This is a genomic window from Paenibacillus sp. 7523-1, from assembly GCF_002276415.1.
Classification (GTDB): Bacteria; Bacillota; Bacilli; order Paenibacillales; family Paenibacillaceae; genus Paenibacillus; species Paenibacillus illinoisensis_A.
The window spans coordinates 582,176-608,068 of sequence record NZ_NPBR01000005.1 but is presented as its reverse complement, the minus strand read 5'-3'; the positions used below and the strand labels follow the sequence as shown (position 1 = coordinate 608,068).

The following is a 25,893-nucleotide window of genomic DNA, read 5'->3' as shown; positions in this document are numbered from 1 at the left end:
AATAATCCTGAAATGTAAATGAAGTAGTTGACTCTCCTTTCATTATACCACCTTGCTTCCAAATCAACGCAAATAATTTATACATGTCTGGTCGGATCGGAAGAAGATCTCCGTGCATGTGATGATTATTGGGGTGTTCTTTTGGGGAAATAGATGAGATATGAAAGGTTAATTAAAGGAGAGACATGTACGGATGATTGAATTCAAAAATGTATCCAAGCAATACCCTGATGGGACACAGGCTCTTCATCAGGTTAATCTCAAAATCAATAAAGGTGAACTAATGGTCATGATTGGGCCTAGCGGTTGCGGCAAAACGACGATGCTCAAAATGATAAATCGCCTGATTGAACGAACGGATGGAACGATTCGTATCCAGGAGCGGCCAATCGATGAATTTAACATTCACGAATTACGCTGGAATATCGGGTATGTACTGCAGCAGATCGCCTTGTTTCCGCACATGACGATTGCCGAAAATATCGCTGTTGTTCCTGAATTGAAAAAATGGAAGCCTGCCCAGATTAATGAACGGGTACATAACTTGCTAGATATGGTGGGATTAAACGGAGAGACCTACAGTGATCGCAAACCAGCAGAACTGTCGGGTGGACAGCAGCAAAGAATCGGCGTATTGCGGGCACTGGCGGCAGATCCCGAGATTGTGCTTATGGATGAACCATTCAGTGCACTCGACCCAATGAGCAGGGAGAAATTGCAGGACGATATTCTGGAGATTCAGCGTCAGATGAAGAAAACGATTGTGTTTGTTACGCATGACATACAAGAAGCCATGAAGCTGGGTGATCGCATATGTATTTTGAAGGATGGACAAGTACTGCAGGTGGGAAAACCTGAAGAGCTGTTACAGAACCCCGCGGATGAATTTGTGCGTCATTTTGTCGGAAGTCCTGGCACAGACGTGAATCAAGATCATAGCGTGAACTTGTCTTCTCATACTCAGACAAATTTCAATCTTGAATCGATTATGACGCCTATTGCACCAGGCCATGTTCCGAAGTCTGCCAAGACAGCAGTCCCGATTTCTATGACATTGACGGAGTTATTGGATGTCTTGGATGCATACGATACCTTGCTGGTCGAGAAGAATCATCAGATTGTAGGACAAGTGAGCAGGGCGGATGTGCTGAGGTACTGGTCTGGTCAGCTGCAAGAGCGGGGTGAGACCCATGAGTAAATTCTCAGAGGTATTTAATGAGCGCAAAGGGCAGCTGTTAACAGCTCTTCTGGAGCATGTACAGATTTCATTTATCGCCCTGTTTCTCGCCGTTCTCATTGCAATTCCACTCGGCATTTATCTAACCCGAAAACCCAAAGTTGCTGAACCGATCATCGGTGTTACGGCTATCTTGCAGACCATTCCATCACTTGCTCTTCTTGGGTTGCTCATTCCGCTGTTTGGTATCGGTACAGTACCAGCGATTATTGCACTAGTGGTGTATGCCCTGCTTCCGATACTCCGCAATACTTATACAGGGATAACCGAAGTGGACCCTTCCATGATTGAAGCCGCCAATGCGATGGGCATGAATAGTCGACAGCGTTTGAGCAAAGTGGAGCTGCCGCTTGCAATGCCTGTCATTATGGCAGGGATTCGTACGGCAATGGTTCTTATCGTGGGTACCGCAACTCTAGCAGCTTTAATAGGCGCAGGTGGCCTGGGTGATCTGATTCTGCTTGGGATCGATCGTAATGATACAGCACTTATTATTTTAGGGGCGATACCGGCAGCATTATTGGCGATTTTGTTCGATGTCCTGCTTCGGCAGTTCCAACGGCTGTCTTTTCGAAAAACGGTTGGTACACTTGGTACACTGGCCTTGATCGCTGTACTTGTGATTACCATTCCGTTACTATTCCGCAGTGAACAGAAGGATCTGGTCATTGCGGGGAAGCTGGGTGCAGAGCCTGAGATTCTCATTAACATGTACAAGCTGCTGATTGAGGAGCACACCGATCTTTCGGTTGAATTGAAACCTGGTTTGGGGAAGACTCCCTTTTTGTTCAATGCTCTACGATCCGGCGACATTGATATCTACCCTGAATTTACTGGGACAGCAATATCAGAATTCTTGAAGGAAACGGCTATTAATACGGATCGCACACAAGTTTATGAACAGGCAAGAGACGGAATGCTTAGCCGTTTTGGTATGGTTCTTTTGAACCCGATGATTTACAACAACACGTACACGTTGGCAGTCCCGGAGAAGGTTGCCGACCAATATGACCTGAAAACCATATCAGACCTCAAGTCTGCTCAGCAGCAGATTAAGGCTGGGTTCACACTTGAATTCTCGGACCGTGAAGACGGTTATCTGGGGATACAGAAGAAATATGGCATTCAGTTTCCTGACGTCGCCACAATGGAACCCAAACTTCGATATGCTGCTCTTCAGCGAGGTGATATTAATCTGGTTGATGCCTATTCCACGGATAGTGAGCTCAGGCAGTATAATCTCGTGGTGCTTGAAGATGATCAGGAGCTATTCCCGCCATATCAGGGAGCACCGCTGCTGCGCAAGGAGACCGCAGATGCCTATCCGCAGCTGATCGAGATACTGAATCAGCTGGCGGGACGCATTACAGATGATGAGATGCGTCAGATGAATTATGAGGTGAATGTGAATGGAGCCCGTCCGGAGCAGGTTGCGTCCGACTATTTACAGAAGGCGGGTTTACTATAAATTTCAATGGGGAAAAGGGAAGAGGAGGAACAATTCATGACACAAGTATACGATCTAATTGCAATAGGAACTGGTAGTGCAGCGAATTCAGTTGTATCTCGCTGTGCTGAAGCCGGGTGGAAAATAGCCGTGATTGATGAGCGTGAATTTGGCGGAACTTGCGCCCTGCGAGGCTGCGATCCGAAGAAAGTACTAGCAGGAGCTGCTGAACTGATCGACTGGAATGAACGGATGCTGGGGAAGGGGGCTCAGGGAAGGACGACCATAAACTGGCCGGAACTTATGGCCTTCAAACGAACATTTACGGCGAGCATTCCGAGAGCCAGCGAGGATAAATTCAAACAGGCCGGCATGGATACCTTCCATGGCAAGGCTTCTTTTGTAGATGAAGATCACATTCGTGTGGGAGATGAAGTGCTGCATGGAAAACATATTCTGATTGCAACTGGCGCGCAGCCTGCACCGCTTCCAATAGATGGCTCAGAGTATCTACTTTACAGCGATGATTTTCTGGAACTGGATCAGCTTCCGGATCAACTGATTTTGGTGGGCGGAGGTTACATTGCGTTTGAATTTGCCCACATCGCTGCAAGAGCAGGAAGCGAGGTGCACATTATCCACCGGGGAGAGCGGCCGCTGGAGCAGTTTGATCCGGAGCTTGTTGACTTGCTGGTTCAAAAATCGGAAGAGATCGGCATTCACGTTCATCTGAACGCGGAAGTGAAGTCTATTCGGAAACAGGGGGAGACCTTCGTGGTCAGTGGTACCCGGAACGGAGCCGATCATCAGTGGCATGGTGGACGGGTGGTGCATGGAGCGGGACGTATCCCTAATATGGATAGTTTGGAACTGGAAAAGGGAAAGGTCAGCTATAGTGAGAATGGCATCACCGTGAATGAGTATTTACAAAGCACCAGCAATCCCCAAGTATACGCAGCCGGTGACGTTGCTGCAACGAAGGGGCTTCCCCTAACGCCTCTGGCAGGCCAAGAGTCACGGGCTGTAGCCTTCAATTTGCTGAAGGGCAACCATACGGTGCCGAACTACAACGTTATGCCGTCCATCGTGTTTACCGTACCATCGCTGGGCTCTGTTGGTCTTAGTGTGGATCAAGCGCAGGAGGAAGGCTACGAGGTGAAGGTAAATGACATGTCGCAATGGTATACTTATAAACGGACAAATGAGAAGTATGCCATGGCCAAAGTCGTGATCGACAACGACTCAGGACGTATCCTGGGAGCCCATGTACTGGGCAGCGAGACCGAAGAGCTGATTAACCTGTTTGCCATGGCCATTCAGTTCGAACTGACAGCCGATCAGTTAAGCACCATGAATTTTGCATATCCTACCGCTGCATCGGATTTGGGCTCTCTGATTTGACGTTTTGATTAGGGGAGGGTGTTGAAAACATGTCTGCAGCACAATTTCTGGGCACATCAGATTCCAAATGGACCACTGAACCGGTTGCAACCCGTACAGAGGGAGAGCGTTTCATCGTGGAGGCACAGGAAGGCAGTGATTTTTGGGAGAACACGTTCTATGGATTCAGTCACCAAAATGGACATGCCCTTCTGACGCCTTGGGACGGTTATGAAGCCGTCGAAATTACGTTTGATCTAAGTTCTTTTACTGAACTTTATGATCAGGCAGGTTTAATGCTCTGGCACAGCCGTGAACAATGGATCAAGGCTGGCGTGGAAGTAAACGATGGGATCGTTCATATCGGCGCTGTGGTAACGGATCACTTCTCGGACTGGTCGCTATCGCCTGTTCCGGAATGGGGAGGACGTAAGGTTACCATTCGAGCTTCCTACCACAACGAAGCGGTAGTCATTCGGGCGCGTACGGACAAACATCCTTGGCGAACCATTCGGGTTGCGCGTTTTGCTTATCCGGCGAACAAGCAGGCAGGTCCATTCCTGTGTTCACCCAAGCGAGCGGGATTTGAAGTGGCATTCACGAAGTGGAGAACAACGGCACCTGATGAGGATTTGCACACCGATCCGCCCATACTGGATTGAGAACGGAAGCAACCGTTGAACGGTTCTTTCCATGCCAAACAAGCAAGTCCTTCCTGTATGGAAGGCTTGCTTGTTTACGTTCTGGGGAGGGGAGTAGACAGAATCCTCAGCAGGAATTCCGCGAGATGTGACGCTGCGATTATTCTGTCTAGTCTCTGGATTACTCATTTTTACATCAAATTACTTCGTTTCATTGTTCTCACCATTATCATTCTCTTCGTTACGTTCCTCAGCTTCGTTCAGCTCACGCATCCGTTCTTCATAATCGTCCAGGAACCATAACGGGTCCATGTTGTCTTCTTCGCCATTGTAATTGATCAGGATCTCTTCGCCCGCTTTGATATCTGTATAAGCATAGAAGTCAAATGTATGGTTTTCAAAGTTGATATCATAGGTTGCGTTGGGTTCGTACGAATGATTGATCAAGCTGCCGTATCCCAGCAAAATGGCGGTGTGGTTGGCACCGTACTCAAATACATAATCCTCCAGGATCGTTTTTTCGACATGTTCGTGGTCTTCGTTGGGATAAGGGACAACCGGGGCCTGATGAATCAATTGACCTTTGGGAATATCCACTGTGGCAAAAACCCCTCGATTAAATTCGCCATCACCCAATTTGGATTGTTTTACTTCAATCATAATGTTCACCTGATGCTCGCCTGAGAGAGCTCCGTTCTATAGTAGTTTAAGGCCAAATTTTAACCGATTCATGCATATAAGGCAAATATGGCGTTGAGTTGTGCAGGTTATAACGATTATAATATACAGGAATGAAGTCTATATAGAAAAGGTGTCATGAATGAGCATATTAAATGTGGAAAAATTAAGTCACGGTTTTGGTGACCGTGCTATCTTTAACGACGTATCTTTCCGCCTGTTGAAAGGCGAGCACATTGGACTGATCGGGGCCAATGGTGAAGGTAAATCCACCTTCATGAACATTATTACTGGCAAGCTCCAGCCCGATGAGGGCAAAGTCGAGTGGTCCAAGCGCATGCGCGTGGGATATCTCGATCAGCATGCCGTGCTGAACAAGGGACAATCCATTCGTGATATCCTGCGCAGTGCGTTCCAATACCTGTTCGACATGGAGCAGGAAATGAACGAGATGTATGGCAAGATGGGAGACGTTACTCCCGAGGAACTCGAACAGCTGCTTGAGGATGTCGGAACCATCCAGGATACCCTGACCAACCAGGACTTTTATATGATTGATGCAAAAGTGGACGAGACTGCACGCGGTCTGGGTCTGACGGATATCGGTCTTGATAAGGACGTTAATGATCTGAGCGGTGGTCAACGGACCAAAGTGCTGCTTGCCAAGCTGTTGCTAGAAAAGCCGGATATTCTGCTCCTCGACGAGCCGACGAACTATCTGGATGAACAGCATATCGAATGGCTGAAGCGTTATTTGCAAGAGTATGAGAATGCATTTATTCTGATCTCGCATGATATTCCATTCCTGAACAGTGTCATTAACTTGATCTACCACATGGAAAATCAGGACCTGACCCGTTACGTGGGGGATTATGATCACTTCCAGGAAGTTTATGAAATGAAAAAGCAGCAGCTCGAATCGGCCTACAAGCGTCAGCAGCAGGAAATTGCCGATCTGAAGGATTTTGTTGCACGTAATAAGGCCAGTGTGGCGACACGCAACATGGCGATGTCCAGACAGAAGAAGCTCGACAAAATGGATGTGATTGAACTCGCCAAGGAGAAGCCGAAGCCACAGTTCAACTTCCGTGATGCCAGAACATCCGGCAAGCTAATTTTTGAAACCAAAGGACTGGTGATCGGGTACAACGAGCCATTGTCCAGACCGCTGGATCTGCGTATGGAGCGTGGTCAGAAGATTGCACTCGTGGGTGCAAACGGAATCGGTAAAACGACCCTGATGCGCAGCATTTTGGGTGAAATTCCGGCCCTGGAAGGAACAGTTCAGCGCGGGGAGCATCTGGAGATCGGGTACTTCCAGCAGGAAATGAAGGATGCGAACTACAATACCTGTATCGAAGAGATCTGGCAGGAGTTCCCGTCTTATACACAATTCGAGGTTCGTGCTGCCCTTGCGAAATGTGGACTGACCACGAAACACATTGAGAGTAAGGTTGCTGTGCTGAGTGGTGGAGAAAAGGCTAAAGTGCGTCTCTGCAAACTGATCAACAACGAAACCAATCTGCTTGTACTCGATGAGCCTACGAACCATCTGGACGTGGATGCCAAGGATGAGCTGAAACGCGCGCTCAAAGCCTACAAAGGCAGCATTCTGTTGATTTCGCACGAACCGGAATTCTATCGTGATGTTGTGACGGAAACATGGAACTGCGAATCGTGGACAACGAAAGTATTCTAAATTGATGTCGAAAAGAAAAGGTGAGACTTTTCGCAATCTGAAAATACATCCGTCTTGGCCCCGATCGAATGGTGCCAAATGAGCACAATTGCGAATAAACTCGAACCAAAAAAAGAACACGTATTTTGCTTGCGGAAGCGGCAGAATGCGTGTTTTTTTGCGTGGTTCTGCGAAAAATGTTCGAGCTGTGATGTGGTTGACAGTGTCAATAAGACGATAATATAATGCGAGAAAGCACTTACATTCACATGACATAAGCAACCTGTTTCACTCCTTAGGGCAAAGAAGACACGGTAATCCGTATTGGGATCATTGCACTTAGCAGGGGAGACAGGTCTTTTTTTGCCCTCTAATGAAACCGATTTCATTAGCCGAAGGAGGTGAAACGCCTTACCGCGCGCTGGATACACAGGTAACGCCGAATAACAGCACCGTGTTATCAGGACCATGCTTTCATTTTCCAAGGCAAAGGAGAGAATGGATATTGGATAAACTCAGAAAGCCGCTCATATTCATGTTGTCTGCTACGCTCGTGTTATCTTCCGGACCTTTGATGCTGCCAGGCAAGACATATGCTGATGCTTACAGCATGGCTGGTACGCTGCTGCAGGACGATTTTTCTGATGGGGATTACTCGGCATCACCCGCATGGAACGTAAGTTCAGGTCTATGGGAGGTAAGCTCAGATCCTACAGACGAATCGAACCAGACGCTTTTTCAGAGCGATACCGGGGAAGGCATCATCTCCACCGGTGACATCATGTCCGATATGACGGTGTCCATGCGCTTTTACACGGGAGATGGTCAGGGATATCCGGGAATGCTGCCGCGGTTTCAGGATAAGAGCAATTTTTATTATTTTCAAATGCAGGTTCCAGCCAATAAACTCGTCTTCTCCAAGCGGGTGAATGGAGCGGATACCACCTTAAAGTCAGTGGATTATTCTTTTGCCAAACATACATGGTATACCCTGAAAATAGTGCTGTCAGGACCTTCCATTCGCGGGTACATCGTCGAAAACGGAGCAAATCGGTTGGTGTTCGATCTGATCGATACTACATACGGTGCGGGCAGCCTCGGCATACGAAATCGCTGGCAGTCGGTTCATGCAGATGACGTGATCATCACCGAGCCGCCGCCAGGAAACGATGCTGTGCTCTCAGTCGATGGGCAGACGTCATCCTCGGTCTCGCTGCAGTGGACCGAGACAGCAGGTGCGACCAGCTATCGCGTGTATCGTTCCACCTCGCCTGAAGCGGGATATTCCCTGGTGGCGGATACCGAATCACTTGGTTATGTAGACGATGGTTTAATCACCGATACGGTCTATTATTACAAGCTCGCCTATGAATACGGGGGAATGACGGAATCGTTATGGTCGGCACCACTTGAGGTTCGGACAGCAGCAACCGCACCGCAGGCTCCAGGAGAATTGAAGGCTCTGGCCCTGGATACATCCAGTGTGAAATTGTCTTGGCCAGCTGTGGATAACGCAACCGGATACCGTATCGTCCGTTCTGAGGCGGGCAGTGAGCAATATGAGCAGGTGTACGAAGGCCAGGCACTCACTTACACGGATCAAGGTCTTGCATCCGGCCAAGGCTACGGCTATCGTGTAACGGCGTATAATGCCGCCGGAGAGTCCGAATATGCAGCTGCAGAGGTGACAACGTACCTGACGGACTCCCCCGCCGAATTTACCGTTTCGGACGTAACCGATACGTCGATTAGCCTCGGATGGAAAGCGCTGCCGGGTTCCGAAGTGACGTATTCCGTATCCAGGGCCACCAGTGCAGGCGGTACGTATCAGGAGGTCTATAGCGGTGACGGTAACACATTTAACGATGGCAGCCTGACGATGGGCACAGGATATTATTATATTCTTCAGGCAACTGTGGATGGGGTTCCTTCTCCTGCATCTGCACCACTGAGTGCTGCCACAATTCGCACGAGCTTTACACCGGGCCAGTTATGGCCGGATCTGAATGGCAAGCCCATCGATGCACATGGGGCTGGCTTTTTCTACGATGAGCAGACAGAAAAGTACTACTGGTATGGGGAATATCATACGGGAGGATGGCCTGCCGTTGGTATTCGCGTGTATTCATCGACGGATCTGCTGAACTGGACGGATGAAGGCATGGCACTCACCATGATTCAATCCATGGATGATTTCGAGAAGGATCCGCTGATTTCCAAATTGTATGCTGGACGTGATGATAAGGTGGACATTTGGGCCGATATCCGTAGAGGGCGAATTATTGAACGTCCGAAGGTGATTTATAACGACAAAACGAAAAAGTACGTCATGTGGGCTCACATGGATGGAGACAAGGATCCCTACAACGATAGTGCCAATTACGGAAAAGCACAGGCTGGTTATGCCATTAGCGATTCGCCAACGGGGCCGTTCGTTTACCAAAAGAGCTACCGGATGGACAGAGCTCCGGAAGGGGAAAAAGATTACTTCCCAAGCGATCGGGGCATGGCACGTGACATGACTTTATTCAAGGACGATGACGGTACGGCATACCTGATCTATTCCAGTGAGGAAAATCTGACCCTGTATATTTCCAAACTGAACGAAGATTACAGCGATGTGACAGGTTGGCATAAGCAAGGTCTCACGGATGAGAAAGGCAATCCGGTGCGAGATGCTGCGTATCAGGCGGAATACGGCGTTGATTACGTCAGAGTATTCCCGGGTGGACAACGCGAAGCACCCGCCATGTTCAAATATCAGGACAAATATTACATTTTGACCTCCGGTGCATCTGGGTGGTCTCCAAACGAAAATAAGGTAACTGTGGCGGATAACATTTTTGGCCCATGGACCACAATGACGAATCCATTCATTCGTACCCTGCCGAGCGATCCTGATCCAGGCAAGGCATTCGGCACGCAGACTACATCGGTCATTCCTGTTGACCCTGAAAAAGGAAAATTCATATACGTGGGAGATACGTGGAACGGCGGGAATTTCTCCAATGATGGGGCTAAATACGTATTCTTGCCGATTGAGTTTGGCATGGGCTCCGACATTGCAATTCGATGGTACGACAGCTGGACACCTGATTTGCTGAATTCAATGGGCAAGGTGGACATCGCCGATCCGCTGCCTGAGGCCGTGCCTCTGGGGAAAGTACCCTCTCTACCAACAACGGTTAACGTGCGGGATGGAGAGTCGATTGTGCCAACACCAGCAGTATGGACGGTAGATAATCGAGCGATGACGGCAGGGGATTTTGCCAAACCGGGACCGATTACGCTGCAGGTCACAACACCGGAGTACGGCAAAAAGAAACAGGCGGTCCGTGTATATGTCGTACCGGAGAATGCAATCTATTTCGTGAACAGCGGAGGCTATGAAACGGCTGATTACAAACTAATGGGTGAATATATGAAAGGTTCGCTTGCCAATACGGGAACGGCTGACCAGCTGTATGCACCGGCGGAAGGACGTAATTGGGGTTATGTTAGTGCAGATGCATTGCCATCCGGTTCAGCTGGCGGGGATATCTACTCGACCGTACGCTATTTGAACGGCGGTAATGTGAGCAATTCGCCAAAGGGCAGCGATCTCACCTACACCTTTGAAGTTCCGAATGGAACTTATGATGTATACGCGGGTTTCAACGATCCGTGGACCAATACGTCCCGCAGAGCAAATTTCCTGATCAACGGCAATAACACGGGTCCGGTGACGTATACGCCTGCTAATGTCAGAGCTCATACAGGTATTGCCGTTACAGAGAATAAGCTTGAACTGACGGTGCGCAATACGGCATCACAGGACCCGCTGATTAGCTGGATCGTGATCGCCAAGCCGGGTGCAGTTCCACCGATGGACAACACGGCCGGACTGGATGCCGAAATAGCGGATGCAGCGAGTGCTACGCTTCGCTGGGATGCTCAGCTAGGTGCAGCAAGCTACAAGCTCTACCGTTCGAACAAGGAGCAGGGGGAGTATAATGTCGTTTACAGCGGTAGTCTTCGGGAATACACCGACGGTGGGCTGCGTCTTGGCACCGAATACTATTACAAAGTGGAGGCCTTTGATGCCTCAGGGCGTACCATTCGTGGTTTATCTTCTGCTTATCTAGTGCGTACCGCTGAAGAGGCCGCTGCTGATGTGGCTGCACGCATTACAACCTTGGAGCAGCCTTCTGCAGGTGCCAAGCAGTTAAAACTTCCGGTCGTACCGCAAGGTTTTACAGTAAAGATCGCTGCAAGCTCGTTACCATCCGTCATTCAAACCGATGGAACAATCGTGCCTCCACCCAAGGAAACTGCGGTGACATTGGAACTGGAGGTTACTCGAACCTCGGATGACAGCAAAGCCATGACCCAGCCGTTAACGGTGTACGTACCTGGGTATACGCCTTCCCCGGGCGGATCCGGCTCCGATGGTTCAGGTGGAAATTCTAATGGAGGCTCGAGCAATTCCGGAGGACAACCGGGGGCTGGTAATCCAACACCAGGGAATTCTTCGCCAAAACCTGAACTACAAAAGGATCGTTCCATTCTTGAGTTACAAGGGGTGGCAGATAAGAATGGGGTTGTGCAGACGAGTGTGGATGCTTCTGTAATCAAAGAAGCCCTCCAAGCTGCACCTCCTACAGGTAAGGGTATTCGTCAGGTTGAACTTCGGCAGAAACCAGTCTCAGGGGCGAGCACGTATGAAGTGTCCCTGCCAGCCTCGGCGTTGGCGGATCAAGGCGAATCGCACGTGTTCCAGATCGTTACGGAACTGGGAACAATAGAACTTCCTGCGACACTATCAACAGAAGACTTGGCAGGCCACGAACTGGCTAAAGTGCGATTCATCCGCACGGACCTGCCAAAAACAGTCGCCGATCAACTCGGAACACAGCATGGAGTACGCCTTGAACTCGTTTTGGATGGCGATGCTTGGCCAGAAACACATGAGCTGAAGCTTCACCTGCCTTACCGATCGTTGCAAGGTGCAGAGCGAGATAGAATCGTAGCGTTCGCGTTGAATGCGAACCATGTGGCAACCCCGCTGCCGCAAAGCCGTTACGATCAAGAAAAGAGGGAAGTAGCATTCTCCGTGGTGTCGGCAGCAGGAAATTATGCAGCCGTATTTGTGCAGCAGGAATTCACAGATATCACCGATGTGCCATGGGCCAAGAATGCATTGGAGGCACTGGCTGTCCGCGGCGTCTTGGATGCAGCTGAAAACGGCAGCGAACGTCAATTACATCCGAAACAAGAGATGACGCGTGGTCATTACGTGCAGTGGCTGATTACGGCACTCGGCTTGAATGGTGCGCCTGGTATTCCGTTCTCGGATGTAAGTACTGACGCTTCGTACTACGAAGCAGTTAATGCCGCTCGCTCGCTTGGCATTACTGGCGGCACGGGAGATGGGCGCTTTAAGCCTGAAGCCACCATCACCCGTCAGGAAATGATCACGCTAACGGTAAGAGCATTGCAGGTGGCAGGATTAGTCAAACCCGAATCGGCTTCCACGGATAGCCTTGCTCGCTTCCGCGACGCTTCTGCAATCCGCTCATATGCCCGGGACAGTGTGGCCACTCTAGTGGATCTTGGTATCGTTAGCGGGTACAACGGCGAGGTCAAGCCGCTTGCCGAGGCGACCCGTGCTGAATCGGCTGCACTTGTGTACGCAATGATGGACAAATTGGTGTGGCCTAACTAACGAAAACAATATAATGAAGTAGAAGAAGAAAAGGCTTACTGAGGCCTGGATTGAAGGTCTCAGTAAGCCTTTTTTGCATGACCATAAATGGAGTGGGTTCGTACATATTGTTCCTTTATCAGCGAAACTGATAAATGTTATAAAATGATTGAAATTGACCCCTAACACCCGGTGTGTTAGGTTCTAGAGAGTAGAAATAAATTTGATCATTTTAGTAGGAATTAAAATTGAAGCAATGCGCGAGGTGGCAAATGGTGGAACTTCAAGTGACAAACAGCCCTTTTAATCAGGAACAGGTTGAGCTGCTCAACCGTCTTATTCCTACATTGAACGATGCACAAAAGACTTGGCTTAGCGGATATTTAACAGCTATTCAGGGGATCGCAGCAGCAGCGGCCGGAACAGGTGCAGCATCAAATGTACAAGCGGAAGCGGTATCGGCTGTCAGTGTACCCCCGGCTTCCCGGGAAGTAACGGTACTCTACGGATCCCAAACAGGGAATTCCAGCGGATTATCCAAGAAGCTGGCTAAGAAATTGGAAGAGCAAGGTCTTCAGGTGACGTTATCATCAATGGGAGATTTCAAACCGAACGGACTGAAAAAAATTGAGAATCTGCTCATTGTTGTCAGTACTCACGGTGAAGGCGAACCGCCGGATAATGCGATTCCGCTTCATGAGTTCCTGAACAGCAAACGTGCTCCGAAGCTTGATGGATTAAAGTATTCCGTGCTGGCGCTGGGAGATACGTCGTATGAGTTCTTCTGCCAAACTGGCAAGGATTTCGACCAGCGTCTGCAGGAGCTTGGAGGTACGCCAATTGTTCCTCGTGTAGACTGTGATGTTGATTTTGACGAAGCGGCAGCGGAATGGATGAATGACGTTCTTGCCTCCCTTAGCAGTACGCCAGCAGCTGCGGGTACCGTATCCAGCGAAGCTGTCGTCGCTGCGGTGAGTGGCGGGGAATCCGAGTACAATCGGACCAATCCATTCAAGGCAGAAGTGCTGGAGAATCTTAATCTGAACGGCAGGGGATCAGACCGGGAGACTCGTCATATCGAATTGTCTCTGGAAGGTTCCAATCTGGACTACGAGCCGGGAGACAGCCTGGGTGTATTCCCGGAAAATCATCCTCGTCTGGTAGATGAGCTGATTGCAGCCATGGGATGGAATGCCGATGAACGTGTAACGGTGAACAAATCAGGAGAGCAGGTATCGGTGTATGAAGCGTTGCTGCGCTATTTCGAAATTACTGCTGTGACCAAACCTGTAGTCCAGGAGCTTGCAAAACTAAGTCCTGACAGTGGACTTGCCGATTTGCTCGCAAATGACGCCGAGTTCCGCAATGTTATGAACAGCTGCGATCTGCTGGATCTGGTGCAGGATTATCATCTGAAGGGCATACCGGCGGGAGAGTTTGTTGCCGTTCTTCGTAAAATCCCTGCACGTTTATATTCCATCGCCAGCAGTTCGAAGTCATTCCCGGATGAAGTACATCTTACAGTGCGTACGGTGCGCTACGAAGCGCGCGGAAGAGAGCGTTATGGAGTTTGTTCAGTTCATCTGGCAGAGCGGATTGAGGCAGGAGACAGCCTGCCCGTATACATCCAGCATAACCCGAACTTCAAATTGCCGGAGAACCCGGATGCCCCAATCATCATGATTGGTCCTGGAACGGGAGTAGCCCCATTCAGATCGTTCCTGGGTGAGCGTGAAGAAACGGGAGCACAGGGCAAAACGTGGTTGTTTTACGGGGATCAACATTTCCTCACGGATTTCCTATATCAAACGGAATGGCAGCGCTGGCTCAAAGACGGCGTGCTCACCAAGATGGATGTGGCCTTCTCTCGGGATACGGAGCATAAGGTATATGTTCAGCACCGGATGCTGGAGAATAGCAAAGAGCTGTATCAATGGCTTCAGGAAGGTGCAGTCATCTATGTGTGCGGTGATGAGAAGAAAATGGCGCATGATGTTCATGGCGCACTTGCTACCATTCTTGAACAAGAGGGCGGTTTGACTTCTGAGCAGGCCTCGGAGTATCTGACTAGGTTGCAACAGGAAAAACGTTATCAGCGGGACGTGTATTAATTCGGAAATACCGGATGAAGGCACCCGCAGAGACGAGAGGAGAAAGCAGCATGGTTTATAATAACTTACTGAATCCGCAGCGCGCTAACAGTGATGTGGAAGATATAAAGATCAAAAGTGATTACTTGCGCGGCAGTCTCACCGAAACACTGGCGGACCGTATTAGTGGTTCGATTCCGGAGGATGACAACCGGCTGATGAAGCATCACGGAAGCTATATGCAGGATGACCGTGATCTGCGCAACGAACGAAACAAGTCGAAGCTTGAGCCTGCTTACCAGTTCATGCTGCGTGTACGAGCTTCGGGCGGAATTGTAACTCCTGAGCAATGGCTCATGATGGACCGAGTCGCCCATAAATATGCGAACGGAACCATTCGCTTGACTACACGTCAGTCTTTCCAGCTTCATGGTGTATTGAAATGGGATCTCAAAAATACGATTCGTGAAGTGAACGACTCCCTGCTGAGCACACTTGCGGCATGTGGAGACGTGAACCGGAACGTGATGTGTAATCCGAACCCGAATCAGTCCGATGTGCATGCAGAAGTATATGAGTGGGCTTGCCAAGTGAGCAACCACCTGGATCCGCGTACTCGGGCATACCATGAGTTGTGGCTGGACGGGGAGAAAGTGATCGATACCGGAGCGAGTGACGAGGAAGTGGAACCAATCTACGGCAAAGTATATTTGCCGCGGAAGTTCAAGATCGGGATTGCTGTTCCTCCATCGAATGATGTCGATGTATTTTCACAGGATCTTGGGTTTATCGCCATCGTAGAGAACGGCAAACTGCAGGGATTCAACGTGTCGGTAGGCGGCGGAATGGGGATGTCGCATGGTGATCCGAAGACATATCCACAAGTGTCCAAAGTCATCGGCTTCTGCACACCGGAGCAAATGATTGATGTTGCGGAGAAAACGGTCACGATTCAGCGGGACTATGGAGATCGTGCAGTACGGAAGCATGCACGATTCAAATATACCATCGATGACCGCGGGCTCGGCTGGTTCGTGGAGGAATTGACGAACCGCCTGGGCTGGAGCTTGGAAGCAGCACGCGCTTACCATTTTGATCATAACGGAGATCGGTACGGCTGGGTCAAAGGCAGTAATGGCAGATGGCATTATACGTTGTTTATCCAAAATGGACGGGTAAAAGATATCGACGGCTATCCGCTTATGACGGGATTGCGCGAAATTGCGAAGATTCATAGTGGCGATTTCCGACTGACAGCCAACCAAAACCTGATTATCGGGGACATCAGCAGTCAGAAGAAGAAAAAAATCGAAGCGCTGATTCAGCAGTATAATCTTACGGATGGGGCTCATTATTCGGCTCTGCGCCGAAATTCCATGGCGTGTGTGGCACTTCCTACCTGCGGTCTTGCCATGGCGGAGTCCGAACGGTATCTGCCGTCCCTGATCGACAAGCTGGAACCTGTTCTGGATGAAGCAGGGCTGAGAGACGAAGAGATCGTCATTCGTATGACTGGATGCCCGAATGGTTGTGCGCGACCAATGCTCGCCGAGGTTTCATTTATTGGGAAGGCTCCCGGCAAATACAATATGTATCTGGGTGGCAGCTTCACGGGGCATCGTCTAAACAAGCTCTATAAAGAAAACATTGGTGAAGCAGAGATCCTGAATACGTTGACTCCGATGGTGCATCAGTATGCGAGAGAACGTCATGAAGGGGAACATTTCGGTGATTTTGTTATTCGTGCCGGTTATGTGCCTGAAGTGCTGGATGGACAGCAGTTTCATGCCTGATTGAATCGGATTGTTAGAAGAGCATTCCTGCGGGAATGCTCTTTGTGCTAGATTTATTGATTGATCTGGTATTCGGCGAAGCTCCTCATACATTAGGAAATCAAAGTATATTTAGGAGGGAGCCGAAAGGTTAATGAAAGGTCAAATGACGTTTCAGGCTGCATCTGACGACCGTTTGCTATGAAACATTACCATTATTTCGTCATACTGAACTTGTTGAAGCAGTCTCAACAAGATATAATAACTAGGTAGAATGCAGATTACATGTTGAAAGTGAGCGGAAACGATATGGGTCGTAAGTGGAATAATATTAAGGAAAAAAAAGCTTCAAAAGATGCAAATACAAGCCGGGTTTATGCTAAGTTCGGCGTTGAGATTTATGTAGCTGCCAAGAAGGGTGAACCAGACCCGGAGGCAAACCGTGCGCTGAAAGTCGTGCTGGAACGTGCGAAAACGTATAATGTACCAAAAGCGATTATCGATCGCGCGATGGAAAAGGCTAAAGGCAGCGGGGATGAGAACTATGAAGAGCTGCGTTATGAAGGCTTCGGACCGAATGGTGCGATGGTCATCGTGGATGCACTCACCAACAATGTGAACCGGACAGCGCCTGAAGTTCGTTCCGCGTTTAACAAAAACGGCGGAAACATGGGCGTCAGCGGTTCGGTTGCTTACATGTTCGATCCAACTGCGGTCATCGGTGTAGAAGGCAAAAACTCCGAAGAAGTGCTGGAAATCCTGCTTGAAGCAGACGTGGATGTGCGGGATATCGTGGATGAGGATGAATCCGTGATCGTATATGCGGAGCCAGACCAATTCCATGCCGTTCAGGAAGCTTTCAAAGCTGCTGGTGTTACTGAGTTCACCGTAGCCGAGCTGACGATGCTGGCGCAAAACCATATCGAACTTCCCGAGGATGCACAGGCTCAATTCGAAAAATTGATTGATGCTCTGGAAGACCTGGAAGATGTTCAGCAAGTGTACCACAACGTAGAGTTTGTATAAGATATCATGCATATGCTTGTGTCTATAAGAAAAAGAGTGTCCAATCCATCTTGCTGATGGTCAGACACTCTTTTTTTGCATGTGTAATTAAGAATTGGACCGCAGAGCACGACGAGGTTTCTCTGCTGTATTGCTTTTACTGCCGACAAATTTGAATAGTACAATTCCCCCCACGATTACAAGCACGCCGAGCAGCTGATTCCAGGAGAAGGGGATCTTTTCCAGCCCAAGCCAACCCATCGAATCAAACAAGAGAGCAAAACTCAGCTGGGAGGTCAGGACAATGGATATGGCAAAGGTAGGCCCGAGCAGCTTCATTCCCTGAACGAGACAGAATACGACGCCTACCCCGATAGCACCGCTTACCCAGTACCATGGCTGCATATGCTGGAAGCTGAACGTGTTTTTGCCTTCCACCAGCAGCGAAATCAGGAAAGAGGCAAGGAATCCGGTGAAAAGAACCATCGTCGTCGTGGACCATGACCCAGTCTTTTCATTGACTTTACTATTAAAAACGGTTTGCAGACTGACGAGTGCACCTGCAAGTAATGCGAGCAAAATACCCGTAACAATCATTAGCTGTAATCTCCTTATTCATAGATGTTGTGACCTGCAATTTGACGCAAACCGGCTCGATCCTTGACCTGAATAAAACCTTGGTTGCGTTCAATGAACCCGTCCGTACATAGCTTTTGGATGACCCGATTTAGATGCCGGTAGCTTGTGCCGATCAGATTGGCAATGTCCGTCAGATTGAACGAATCCAGTCCCTCATGTACGACGGCACCTGCCTCCTCGGTGGAGATGGACAGCAGGTAACTGGCTAACCGCACCTCAACTGGGTACATCAGGTTGAAACTTGAGAAGTTTGAATCGATGTAGAACTTATGAGAAATGATCTTTAGCAAAAATTTAAGCAAAGGGGCATAGTCGCCGGCAAGTTCGGCCAGGTGTCGGTAGTGGATACGCAGCATGACGACAGGTGTGACAGCCTGCACGGTATTAATGATATGACTTTCCCGGACATACTCCACGTCCCCAACAACTTCAAGTGGGGTTTTGAAGCAGAGCACGAGTGTTTTATCCTGGGCAGACGTCGTAAAAATCTTGATTTTGCCTTCTACCAGTACATATAAGTATTCAGATGCTTCACCTTGGCGGCAGATCAATTCACATTTTTCAAAATGACATACGTTCATCAATGGATGCAGGGGTTCGGGAAATACGGTTTCGAGCTGGTACTGCTTCAAGTAGTATAACAATTGATTTTCATCATGGATTTCTTCCATAAAGTACTTCTCCCCCGACCTGTTCTTTTGAAAACTAAAAAGAAACTACAGTTTCATAATAATAACACCCGTAATCATGAGTGCTATGCCTAGAAATTGCGGCAGCTTCATCTTCTGCTTCACGACTCCAAACCACCCGTTGCTGTCGACCAGAAAAGTCAGGAACAGCTGTGCAATCAGCAGGGCAGAGATCGTGAAGGTTACCCCAATTTGTTGAATGGCAGACACTTCACTAAAAATAATAACCGCACCGAAAGCTCCTCCGGCGAGATATAACGGTTTGATTTGTTTTAATCCCTGAAGATTGACATCACGGACAAACATCAGAATGATGGCTGCCAAGATAAAGCCGGTAAACTGTGTAATGGTGGCGGCTTGCCATGTACCCATGTCCGTACTAATCCGGGTGTTGGCTACACCTTGCAGCGTAATGCAGGCACCGCCGAGTAATGCAAAAATAATTCCTTTCATGCTGTACGCTCCTTATCACTGTGTTACTTCGACTTCTATTAAATGATAGAAGTGCCCCGATCGCCAAGGACAAATGTCCTGAACTCTAAAACCATAGCAATCAGCGTACAACATTGGAGCATAAAAATCCACATGTGAGCGAAGTGGAGGTCGTACAATCTAAGCTTAATCAGTCAGACAGCAACTAAGGATGTTTTGGAGGAAATAAAAGAAACCCTCTTCGCAGAGGGCGGCGATCAAGTCAAAATCAATTAAAGCACGTTATATACAGGCTGTTCTCCAACAAAGGTCACAGGTAATTCAGGATAGGCTTGATCCAGCTTCATTGCTAGGAGTTTCATCCCGGAAGACTCACTTTCGGCATGACCGATCATGATAAGAGCCTGCTGCCTGCCTTGCTGTACAGCATCACGTATGTATTCTGGTGTTTCCCATTCGAAGCCTTCGCCTGCAATAATCAGGTTCAATCGTTCGTTATGCAGTAGGGGGATCGTTAGATTCCCATTACCGCGAAAACCAACCAATACGGCTGCACGCTGGCAAGTCATCTCCAAGTTACCGGCAACGCGCACATATTCAATCTGAAGTGTATGTTTGATATGTTCTGCAATTTGCTGAACCGTCATACCTGGATCAAAAGAAAGAATATCTGCTTCTGGCTTCCTTTGCTCACGGAAGGATGTCCATCCCAATGCTTGAACTAAACCTTCGGTGATGCCGTCGGGTTGAACTTGGTGAATGGAATCATGACAGCGATAAATGGCAATTCCGGCTTCATCAATGAGGTTCCGCTTCGTCTGATAGACAGTATCTTCGGTTAACCAATCCGTATGACTATGGTGGTTATAGAAGGGGGGCTCATGGGCGATGATCAGGTTGGCTCCCTGTTGTATTGCACGTTCAATGACCTGGTGAGTGGGCATGAATGCAACAACAACACCAGTGACGAGTTGATCCATCGATCCGCTAATTAACTGATCCACGGTGCTATCCTGCAATTCAACATGAGCAGTCATATGATCGATAATTTCTTGAACACGTACCTCCATGAATACGATACCTCCAATGACAGAATATATCCTCAGTGTATCATTTTGATCATATTCCAGCATTAACCATTGTAGATTTACTGCTAAACATCGGGTTGTGTTTTTCACTGCTAGATTGACCAAGGTTAATAATAGATTTAAATTACTGGTGGCTCCCGGCAAACATGATGGTAGGGGCATTTTACCTCGCATTACAACGAGAATGGACTACATATATGAGGGAGAACGTATTTTAACAACTGTATAAAACGTTTCAAAGGTAACGGGACGGGGTACAAGTAGTTTTCTTCTGTGAGAAAAAGTATACTTACATAGAATCTTTATCTGGATTAGTGGGCACCTATTGTAACCTGCACTGAACATCATGTTGTTTTTGTTTGTTTTAATTTTTGATAAAGGAAGTAGAGAAAGGTGATGATTACATGACAGCCAGTACCATTATGGAACGTCTGAAGAGTGAGACAGCTCATTATCACAGACAAGTGGAACAGAACGACTATGCGAAGGCTATTATGAATCAAACCGTGAGCTTAGAAGAGTATAAGGAATATTTAGCGAAATTTTATGGCTTCTTAAAACCATTGGAAGAACATGCACTAGAGCAGCCGTTTTGGAAGAGCACCGGACTGGACTACGAGATTCGGGGGAAAGCTGCATTACTTGAAAACGACCTGCGTAATTTAGGTTCCAGTGATGACGAGATCAAGCAGCTGCCAAGATGTGAGGAACTGCCGGATATATCTTCACCTGCACGATTGTTCGGGTATCTGTACGTCATTGAAGGTTCCACCAACGGAGGTCAGATCATAACCAAACGTCTTTCACAGTTTTTGCCGATTGATGCGGGTCGCGGACTTGAATACTTCAACGCTTATGGTTCCGAGACCAGAACAAGATGGGCTGAATTCATGGAGCAGCTGGTCCAATTCGCTCACAGCGAGGAAGAACAAAATGAAATGGTTCATACGGCTTCGGAAACTTTCCGGCTGCTTGACCAATGGATTAATACCAAATGAGATATATAAATAAGTAATAAGCAAATCTATGTAATGAAGGAATCCTTTTAATTTATATATGGGGGATATCATGAGAGGGGTATTTTCAGGCCATGGCCGAATCGAAGTCCAGGAAAGATAATAATCTACTTAACCGTACGCTGCTTCATCAAGGTACGTACACCAATGATCCTATAGATCTTAACAATTGTGATAAAGAACCGATTCATATTCCCGGCTTCATTCAGCCTCATGGTGTACTACTGGCTGTTAATACCCAGCATGTCCCTACCATTGTACAATGCAGTCAGAATACAGAAGAGCTTCTCGGCCTTGAAGCCGATAAAGTGCTCGGTCTGCCTCTCGAAAATCTGATTGGCAGAGAGAGTCTTCACCAGATCCTTGCACGCAGCTTCAGTGCTTCTGTAACCTCAGATCTGCAATATATGGATCTCACAATCAACATCGCCGGACATGATCAGGTGTTCACGTCGGTGATCCATGAGAGCGAAGGTTTGCTCATACTAGAGATGGAGCCTTCCAATGAGAGCAGAACGATGGAAGGTAATGATTTTGAGTGGATCTCACGCTTTTTTGGACGGATCAAGAGCACGGACAGCCGAATTGAGGCCAGTCAGATTGCAGCGGAGCAAGTGAAGGAAATGCTCGGTTATGACCGGGTCATGATTTACGAATTTGACGAGCAATGGAATGGTAAGGTCATTGCCGAAGCGCGTGAGGAACAGCTAGAACCGTTTCTCGGACATCATTATCCGGCTTCGGATATTCCTAAACAGGCGCGTGAATTATATTTGCGGAACTGGCTGCGTACCATCGTTAATGTCAACTACAAACCTGTAGAGATCATCCCTACACTGCAGCCTTTGACGGGTAAACCACTCAATCTGAGTCTTTCGGTCCTGCGCAGTGTATCGCCACTGCATATTGAATATTTACAGAACATGGGCGTTGGGGCGACAGTAACGATTTCTCTGATTCATGACAATCAGCTGTGGGGATTGATTACATGCCATCATTACTCGGCCAGATATGTACCTCATCGTGTACGAAACTTATGCAACTTCCTGGGTGCGTTTTTCTCCAGTGAATTGTTCCAGCGACAACAGCTGGATGAATATCAGGCAGAGATCAGGTCGCGGGAAGCTGCTTCCCGGGTTTCCAGCATATTTATCGGGAATACCAGCCTTGCCCGAATTCTGGAAGAGCTTCAGAGTGAAGAGCAAACGTTACTTGGTCTCATGAGTGCCTCCGGGGCTGCCATTTGCTATCAGGACAAATTAATGTTGTATGGCGATACACCGACACGAGAACAAGTGCGTGAGCTTGCCGCTTGGCTTGCGGGTAAATCAGAGGACTATAGTTACCATACATCCAAGCTGAGTTTGGAGTACAGTCCTGCGTTAGCCTACAAGGAGAAAGTGTCGGGTGTAATCTATGTTGCAATTTCACCCGGGCAGCATCATTATATGATCTGGTTCCGGCCTGAGGTGATTCAACTTGTGGATTGGGCGGGGGATCCGGCCAAAGCAGTTATAAAGAACGATGACGGTGTGCGTCTCTCTCCGCGAAAATCATTTGAGAAATGGCGAGAGGTTGTACAATCCACCTCCTATCCATGGACAACAAAAGAGCTGAATGTGCTGCCTTTGCTCAAAAGCATTGTGCGCCGCCAAACGGAAAATCAACTGGTTCAGGCCGAAGAACAGGCGCTGCAAAATGCACGTGTTTTGCGGCAAAATGAACAACGCTATTTGCAGCTCATGGAGTTCTCACCTGTAGCCTTCTTTACGTTGACGGATGGCAAAATTATATACTGCAATAACAGGGCGGTAGAACTGCTGGGGTATGAAAACTCCAAGCTTCTGAACGGCATGGACTTCAGCCAATTCGTACCTGATAATGCAAGAGCCGTCTTGCAGCAGCATCTGGAAGAGTTGAAACTGGATGATACACGTTTGTACACAAATCAGTCCTATTTCACAACAGCTGCAGGAGCTTCCCTGCTCCTGGAAGTTACACTTGCTTCGGTTATGCACGCAGGCAAACCTTCGGTTATGGTCGTTCTGAACAGTGGAGTATCCAACCACGAGCAGGAACGTTATACGGAGACAACCAATCAGCTGCAAAACTATCTTAATACAGACCCGTTAACGGAGATGCCAATTCAATCCATATTTAAATCTCAGCTTCAGGAAGATTGGGATGAGTGTTTGCAGGGAAAATGCAGTCTGGGACTGCTGATTATTGATATCGACGATTTCCGATCCTACAATGCTACCTACGGTCTCCAGGGCGGAGATCTCTGCCTGCAATGGATAGGCGAAGTGCTGGCTGTCGTTAGTGAGCAGAATGAAGCGCTGATCTCCCGCCTGCGCGGAGGAACGTTCATACTGAAACTCAAGGGCACAACGTCAGAACAGGCTGACCAGCTTGCAGAAGAGATCAGGCAACATGTACTTGCTCTTCAAATTCAGCGGGACCCGTCCAGCCCGGATGAAGTCGTTACCGTCAGTGTGGGCGGTGCTGTCATGGTGCCAGAAGAGAGTCTGGCCGTGTCTGATTTAATTGAAAAGGGAACGCAGGCATTGCTTCAATCGAAGAATGAAGGGAAAAATCGGATCACTATGGTCTGATATCCTTCACGGATCACAAATTCATTTTAGCAAGGCTGTTGATCAATTATAGGGTGGCGTTTGAACTGGAGGCCAGTTTGAACGCCATTCTTTCTTTTTTTGAAAAATGCATTCTCATCGCCATTGTCACAGGACAAGTGCTATAATGATGCATATGGATACACTTGTTCGTATTATGAAGGATGGAGGATGGTGAAACAGTTTCAATGAAAGATCATTCAAGACAGTTGGAATTTATGGAGATCGATCTGACCGAAGAGCCAGAAGCCTCGGCTATTCCGGTGCCTGAACGTTCAACCATTCCCCACAGGCAATTTCATTCAAGCCGTGCTGGCGGCAGCATATTGTCTTCGGAGAAGCGATTCGTGGAAGAGGCACGGCAGCTTGAAGAAGTGGAGGGAGAACCTGCTCCGTTTGTTCCTTTTATGAGCTACTGGCCGACTTATGGTGTCATGAACGAGTCCCAGCGCGAGTGGTACTTGTACTGGAGGTCGGAAGTGAGGCAAAGACGTTTCCCGGATACAGATCTGTCCTACGTATTCGTTCATACGTATGAATTGATTAACGGCGTAGGGTGGAGAGATCCTCAAGCGGGTTTCGATCAACTGAAACAGTTATGGATACATTACCGTGTCCGGAATCCGCAGCTGGACATGTATATGCAGGAATGGCTTGTGGATTACACGCTGGTTCATCAACTGGATATGCCGTTGTCCGAGATTCTCGACATTTCAAGCGGATATCTTCCCGCTGAGATACAGGATATGGAGATGCAGCGGATTTTGCAGAATCGAATCTCCGACGTTTCGTTGAATCTGCTGCGTCGATATTATGACTATGACATCACGCTCAGCAAATTTTATAGGGATGGCGGCCAGGAAGTGCTGGAAGAGGTTATCCCCAAGGTTATGGTGCTCGTCGATTCCTATCTGCTGCGAACACGTCAGGAAGGGATCGCGAACCAGTTTATACAGGGTAAGCCGAGAACAACGGAGCGGGTGCTCTTTCGCAAAGCGGTATATGACGATACCCTTTATGGGAAAACGGTTCCCTTATCCTATGTTCCGGTTGGAGAGAATTCGGATTTTGTTCAGTTGGTTACACGCATCTTTCGCTGTACCGAAAACAAATGCCGGGAACTGCTCGGATTCAGAGGCCGATTGCGTGGAAAGACTCTGGAACCTGAACTCGCAGGCTTGATCGAACGTTATTTGGACAAGGTATATGCTGCTAAACAAGCAGAAGCCGCCGAGAAACCAATGATTCGAATTGATCCGGAGAAACTGACGTCATTACAGCAGGAGAGCGAATATGTCCGCCAGGCTTTAACGATTGAGGAAGATGTGGACAGGGGACATGAACCGCCTCCCTTCGAACATCAGGCTGCGGTGGAGAGAGAAGCGAACGATACCGTGAAATACATGACCGAACAGGATAAGGATCACTCTCTCGAACCAGAGGCTGATGAGGGGTTAGCTGAACGTTCCGAGCCCGTCGCACCGAACGATAAGCCAGTCCGTTTGCAGTGGGAGGAAGCGATTGCCGGGGATTTGGATGAAGAATGGCTCCACTTGGCGGACCAGCTTGCTCCTCAGCATGTGCTGGCCATTCATGCTCTGCTCGGCGAGCACCCAGATACTGAACTGAACCTTGTGGCTGAGCAATATGGAACAATGCCTGCACTTCTGCTTGATGAAATTAACGATCTGGCCATGGAAACGATTGGTGACCTACTGATTGACAGTGACCGGATTGTTTCTGAATATATGAATGTATTTGAACATGTGACGAGGTGAGAGGACA

The 25,893-nt window shown here is 48.4% G+C and carries 17 protein-coding genes; 12 read left to right on the top strand and 5 right to left on the bottom strand.

The genetic code is table 11. The features are described from left to right. Window positions 1–193 precede the first annotated feature (193 nt). The 4 genes from CHH60_RS06075 to CHH60_RS06060 are packed head-to-tail and all read left to right on the top strand — an operon-like array spanning window position 194 to window position 4,726. Window positions 194–1,198, top strand: coding sequence for an ABC transporter ATP-binding protein (locus tag CHH60_RS06075; protein ID WP_095358382.1), 1,005 nt, complete (start codon window positions 194–196; stop codon window positions 1,196–1,198). Further along, window positions 1,191–2,705 carry an osmoprotectant update ABC transporter permease/substrate-binding subunit OpuFB gene (opuFB, locus tag CHH60_RS06070; protein WP_095358381.1) on the top strand — a complete coding sequence of 505 codons (1,515 nt, stop codon included), beginning with the start codon at window positions 1,191–1,193 and terminating at the stop codon, window positions 2,703–2,705. The genes CHH60_RS06075 and opuFB overlap by 8 nt, the downstream gene beginning before the upstream one ends. 36 nt (window positions 2,706–2,741) lie before the next feature. Beyond that, a complete protein-coding gene (locus CHH60_RS06065; protein WP_095358380.1) occupies window positions 2,742–4,085 on the top strand; it encodes a dihydrolipoyl dehydrogenase family protein in 1,344 nt (447 codons plus the stop codon). Window positions 4,086–4,114: 29 nt separating this feature from the next. Next, a complete protein-coding gene (locus CHH60_RS06060) occupies window positions 4,115–4,726 on the top strand; it encodes a DUF1349 domain-containing protein (protein ID WP_095358379.1) in 612 nt (203 codons plus the stop codon). Between the two features lie 180 nt (window positions 4,727–4,906). Here the strand turns inward: CHH60_RS06060 and CHH60_RS06055 are convergent, their stop codons facing one another. Further along, complete coding sequence (locus CHH60_RS06055; protein WP_095358378.1) at window positions 4,907–5,365, bottom strand: SET domain-containing protein; 459 nt, start codon at window positions 5,363–5,365, stop codon at window positions 4,907–4,909. A gap of 160 nt (window positions 5,366–5,525) precedes the next feature. On the opposite strand from CHH60_RS06055, the gene CHH60_RS06050 reads away from it, so the two are divergent. The 5 genes from CHH60_RS06050 (at window position 5,526) to CHH60_RS06030 (ending at window position 17,632) form a co-directional block, all read left to right on the top strand. Continuing rightward, window positions 5,526–7,082: an ABC-F family ATP-binding cassette domain-containing protein gene (locus tag CHH60_RS06050; protein WP_095287476.1), complete on the top strand. Its 1,557-nt coding sequence runs from the start codon at window positions 5,526–5,528 to the stop codon at window positions 7,080–7,082. Window positions 7,083–7,566: 484 nt separating this feature from the next. Then, window positions 7,567–12,765, top strand: a complete 5,199-nt coding sequence (locus CHH60_RS06045) for an S-layer homology domain-containing protein (RefSeq protein WP_095358377.1) — start codon at window positions 7,567–7,569, stop codon at window positions 12,763–12,765. A gap of 254 nt (window positions 12,766–13,019) precedes the next feature. Next, window positions 13,020–14,855 carry an assimilatory sulfite reductase (NADPH) flavoprotein subunit gene (locus tag CHH60_RS06040; RefSeq protein ID WP_095358673.1) on the top strand — a complete coding sequence of 612 codons (1,836 nt, stop codon included), beginning with the start codon at window positions 13,020–13,022 and terminating at the stop codon, window positions 14,853–14,855. Window positions 14,856–14,905: 50 nt separating this feature from the next. Then, window positions 14,906–16,627, top strand: coding sequence for an assimilatory sulfite reductase (NADPH) hemoprotein subunit (cysI, locus tag CHH60_RS06035; protein ID WP_095358376.1), 1,722 nt, complete (start codon window positions 14,906–14,908; stop codon window positions 16,625–16,627). A gap of 288 nt (window positions 16,628–16,915) precedes the next feature. Next, window positions 16,916–17,632: a YebC/PmpR family DNA-binding transcriptional regulator gene (locus tag CHH60_RS06030; protein ID WP_095287765.1), complete on the top strand. Its 717-nt coding sequence runs from the start codon at window positions 16,916–16,918 to the stop codon at window positions 17,630–17,632. Window positions 17,633–17,719: 87 nt separating this feature from the next. Here CHH60_RS06030 and CHH60_RS06025 read toward each other — a convergent pair whose 3' ends face one another. The 4 genes from CHH60_RS06025 to CHH60_RS06010 all read right to left on the bottom strand — a co-directional run bounded on the left by CHH60_RS06025 (window position 17,720) and on the right by CHH60_RS06010 (window position 20,441). Then, window positions 17,720–18,208, bottom strand: coding sequence for a DMT family transporter (locus tag CHH60_RS06025; protein WP_441339379.1), 489 nt, complete (start codon window positions 18,206–18,208; stop codon window positions 17,720–17,722). A gap of 14 nt (window positions 18,209–18,222) precedes the next feature. After that, window positions 18,223–18,921, bottom strand: coding sequence for a Crp/Fnr family transcriptional regulator (locus CHH60_RS06020; protein WP_095358375.1), 699 nt, complete (start codon window positions 18,919–18,921; stop codon window positions 18,223–18,225). Between the two features lie 45 nt (window positions 18,922–18,966). Next, window positions 18,967–19,392 (bottom strand): DMT family transporter, encoded by a 426-nt coding sequence (locus CHH60_RS06015; RefSeq protein ID WP_095358374.1) that lies wholly within the window; start codon window positions 19,390–19,392, stop codon window positions 18,967–18,969. A gap of 251 nt (window positions 19,393–19,643) precedes the next feature. Further along, window positions 19,644–20,441 carry a Nif3-like dinuclear metal center hexameric protein gene (locus tag CHH60_RS06010; RefSeq protein WP_095358373.1) on the bottom strand — a complete coding sequence of 266 codons (798 nt, stop codon included), beginning with the start codon at window positions 20,439–20,441 and terminating at the stop codon, window positions 19,644–19,646. A 422-nt stretch (window positions 20,442–20,863) separates the two neighbouring features. Here CHH60_RS06010 and CHH60_RS06005 point away from each other — a divergent pair, with 422 nt between their 5' ends. The 3 genes from CHH60_RS06005 to CHH60_RS05995 all read left to right on the top strand — a co-directional run bounded on the left by CHH60_RS06005 (window position 20,864) and on the right by CHH60_RS05995 (window position 25,886). Then, window positions 20,864–21,457 (top strand): biliverdin-producing heme oxygenase, encoded by a 594-nt coding sequence (locus tag CHH60_RS06005; protein ID WP_095358372.1) that lies wholly within the window; start codon window positions 20,864–20,866, stop codon window positions 21,455–21,457. A gap of 92 nt (window positions 21,458–21,549) precedes the next feature. Beyond that, window positions 21,550–24,090, top strand: coding sequence for a diguanylate cyclase domain-containing protein (locus CHH60_RS06000; protein ID WP_095358371.1), 2,541 nt, complete (start codon window positions 21,550–21,552; stop codon window positions 24,088–24,090). A 206-nt stretch (window positions 24,091–24,296) separates the two neighbouring features. Continuing rightward, window positions 24,297–25,886, top strand: coding sequence for a TerB N-terminal domain-containing protein (locus tag CHH60_RS05995; protein ID WP_176475994.1), 1,590 nt, complete (start codon window positions 24,297–24,299; stop codon window positions 25,884–25,886). The last annotated feature ends 7 nt before the right edge of the window (window positions 25,887–25,893 follow it).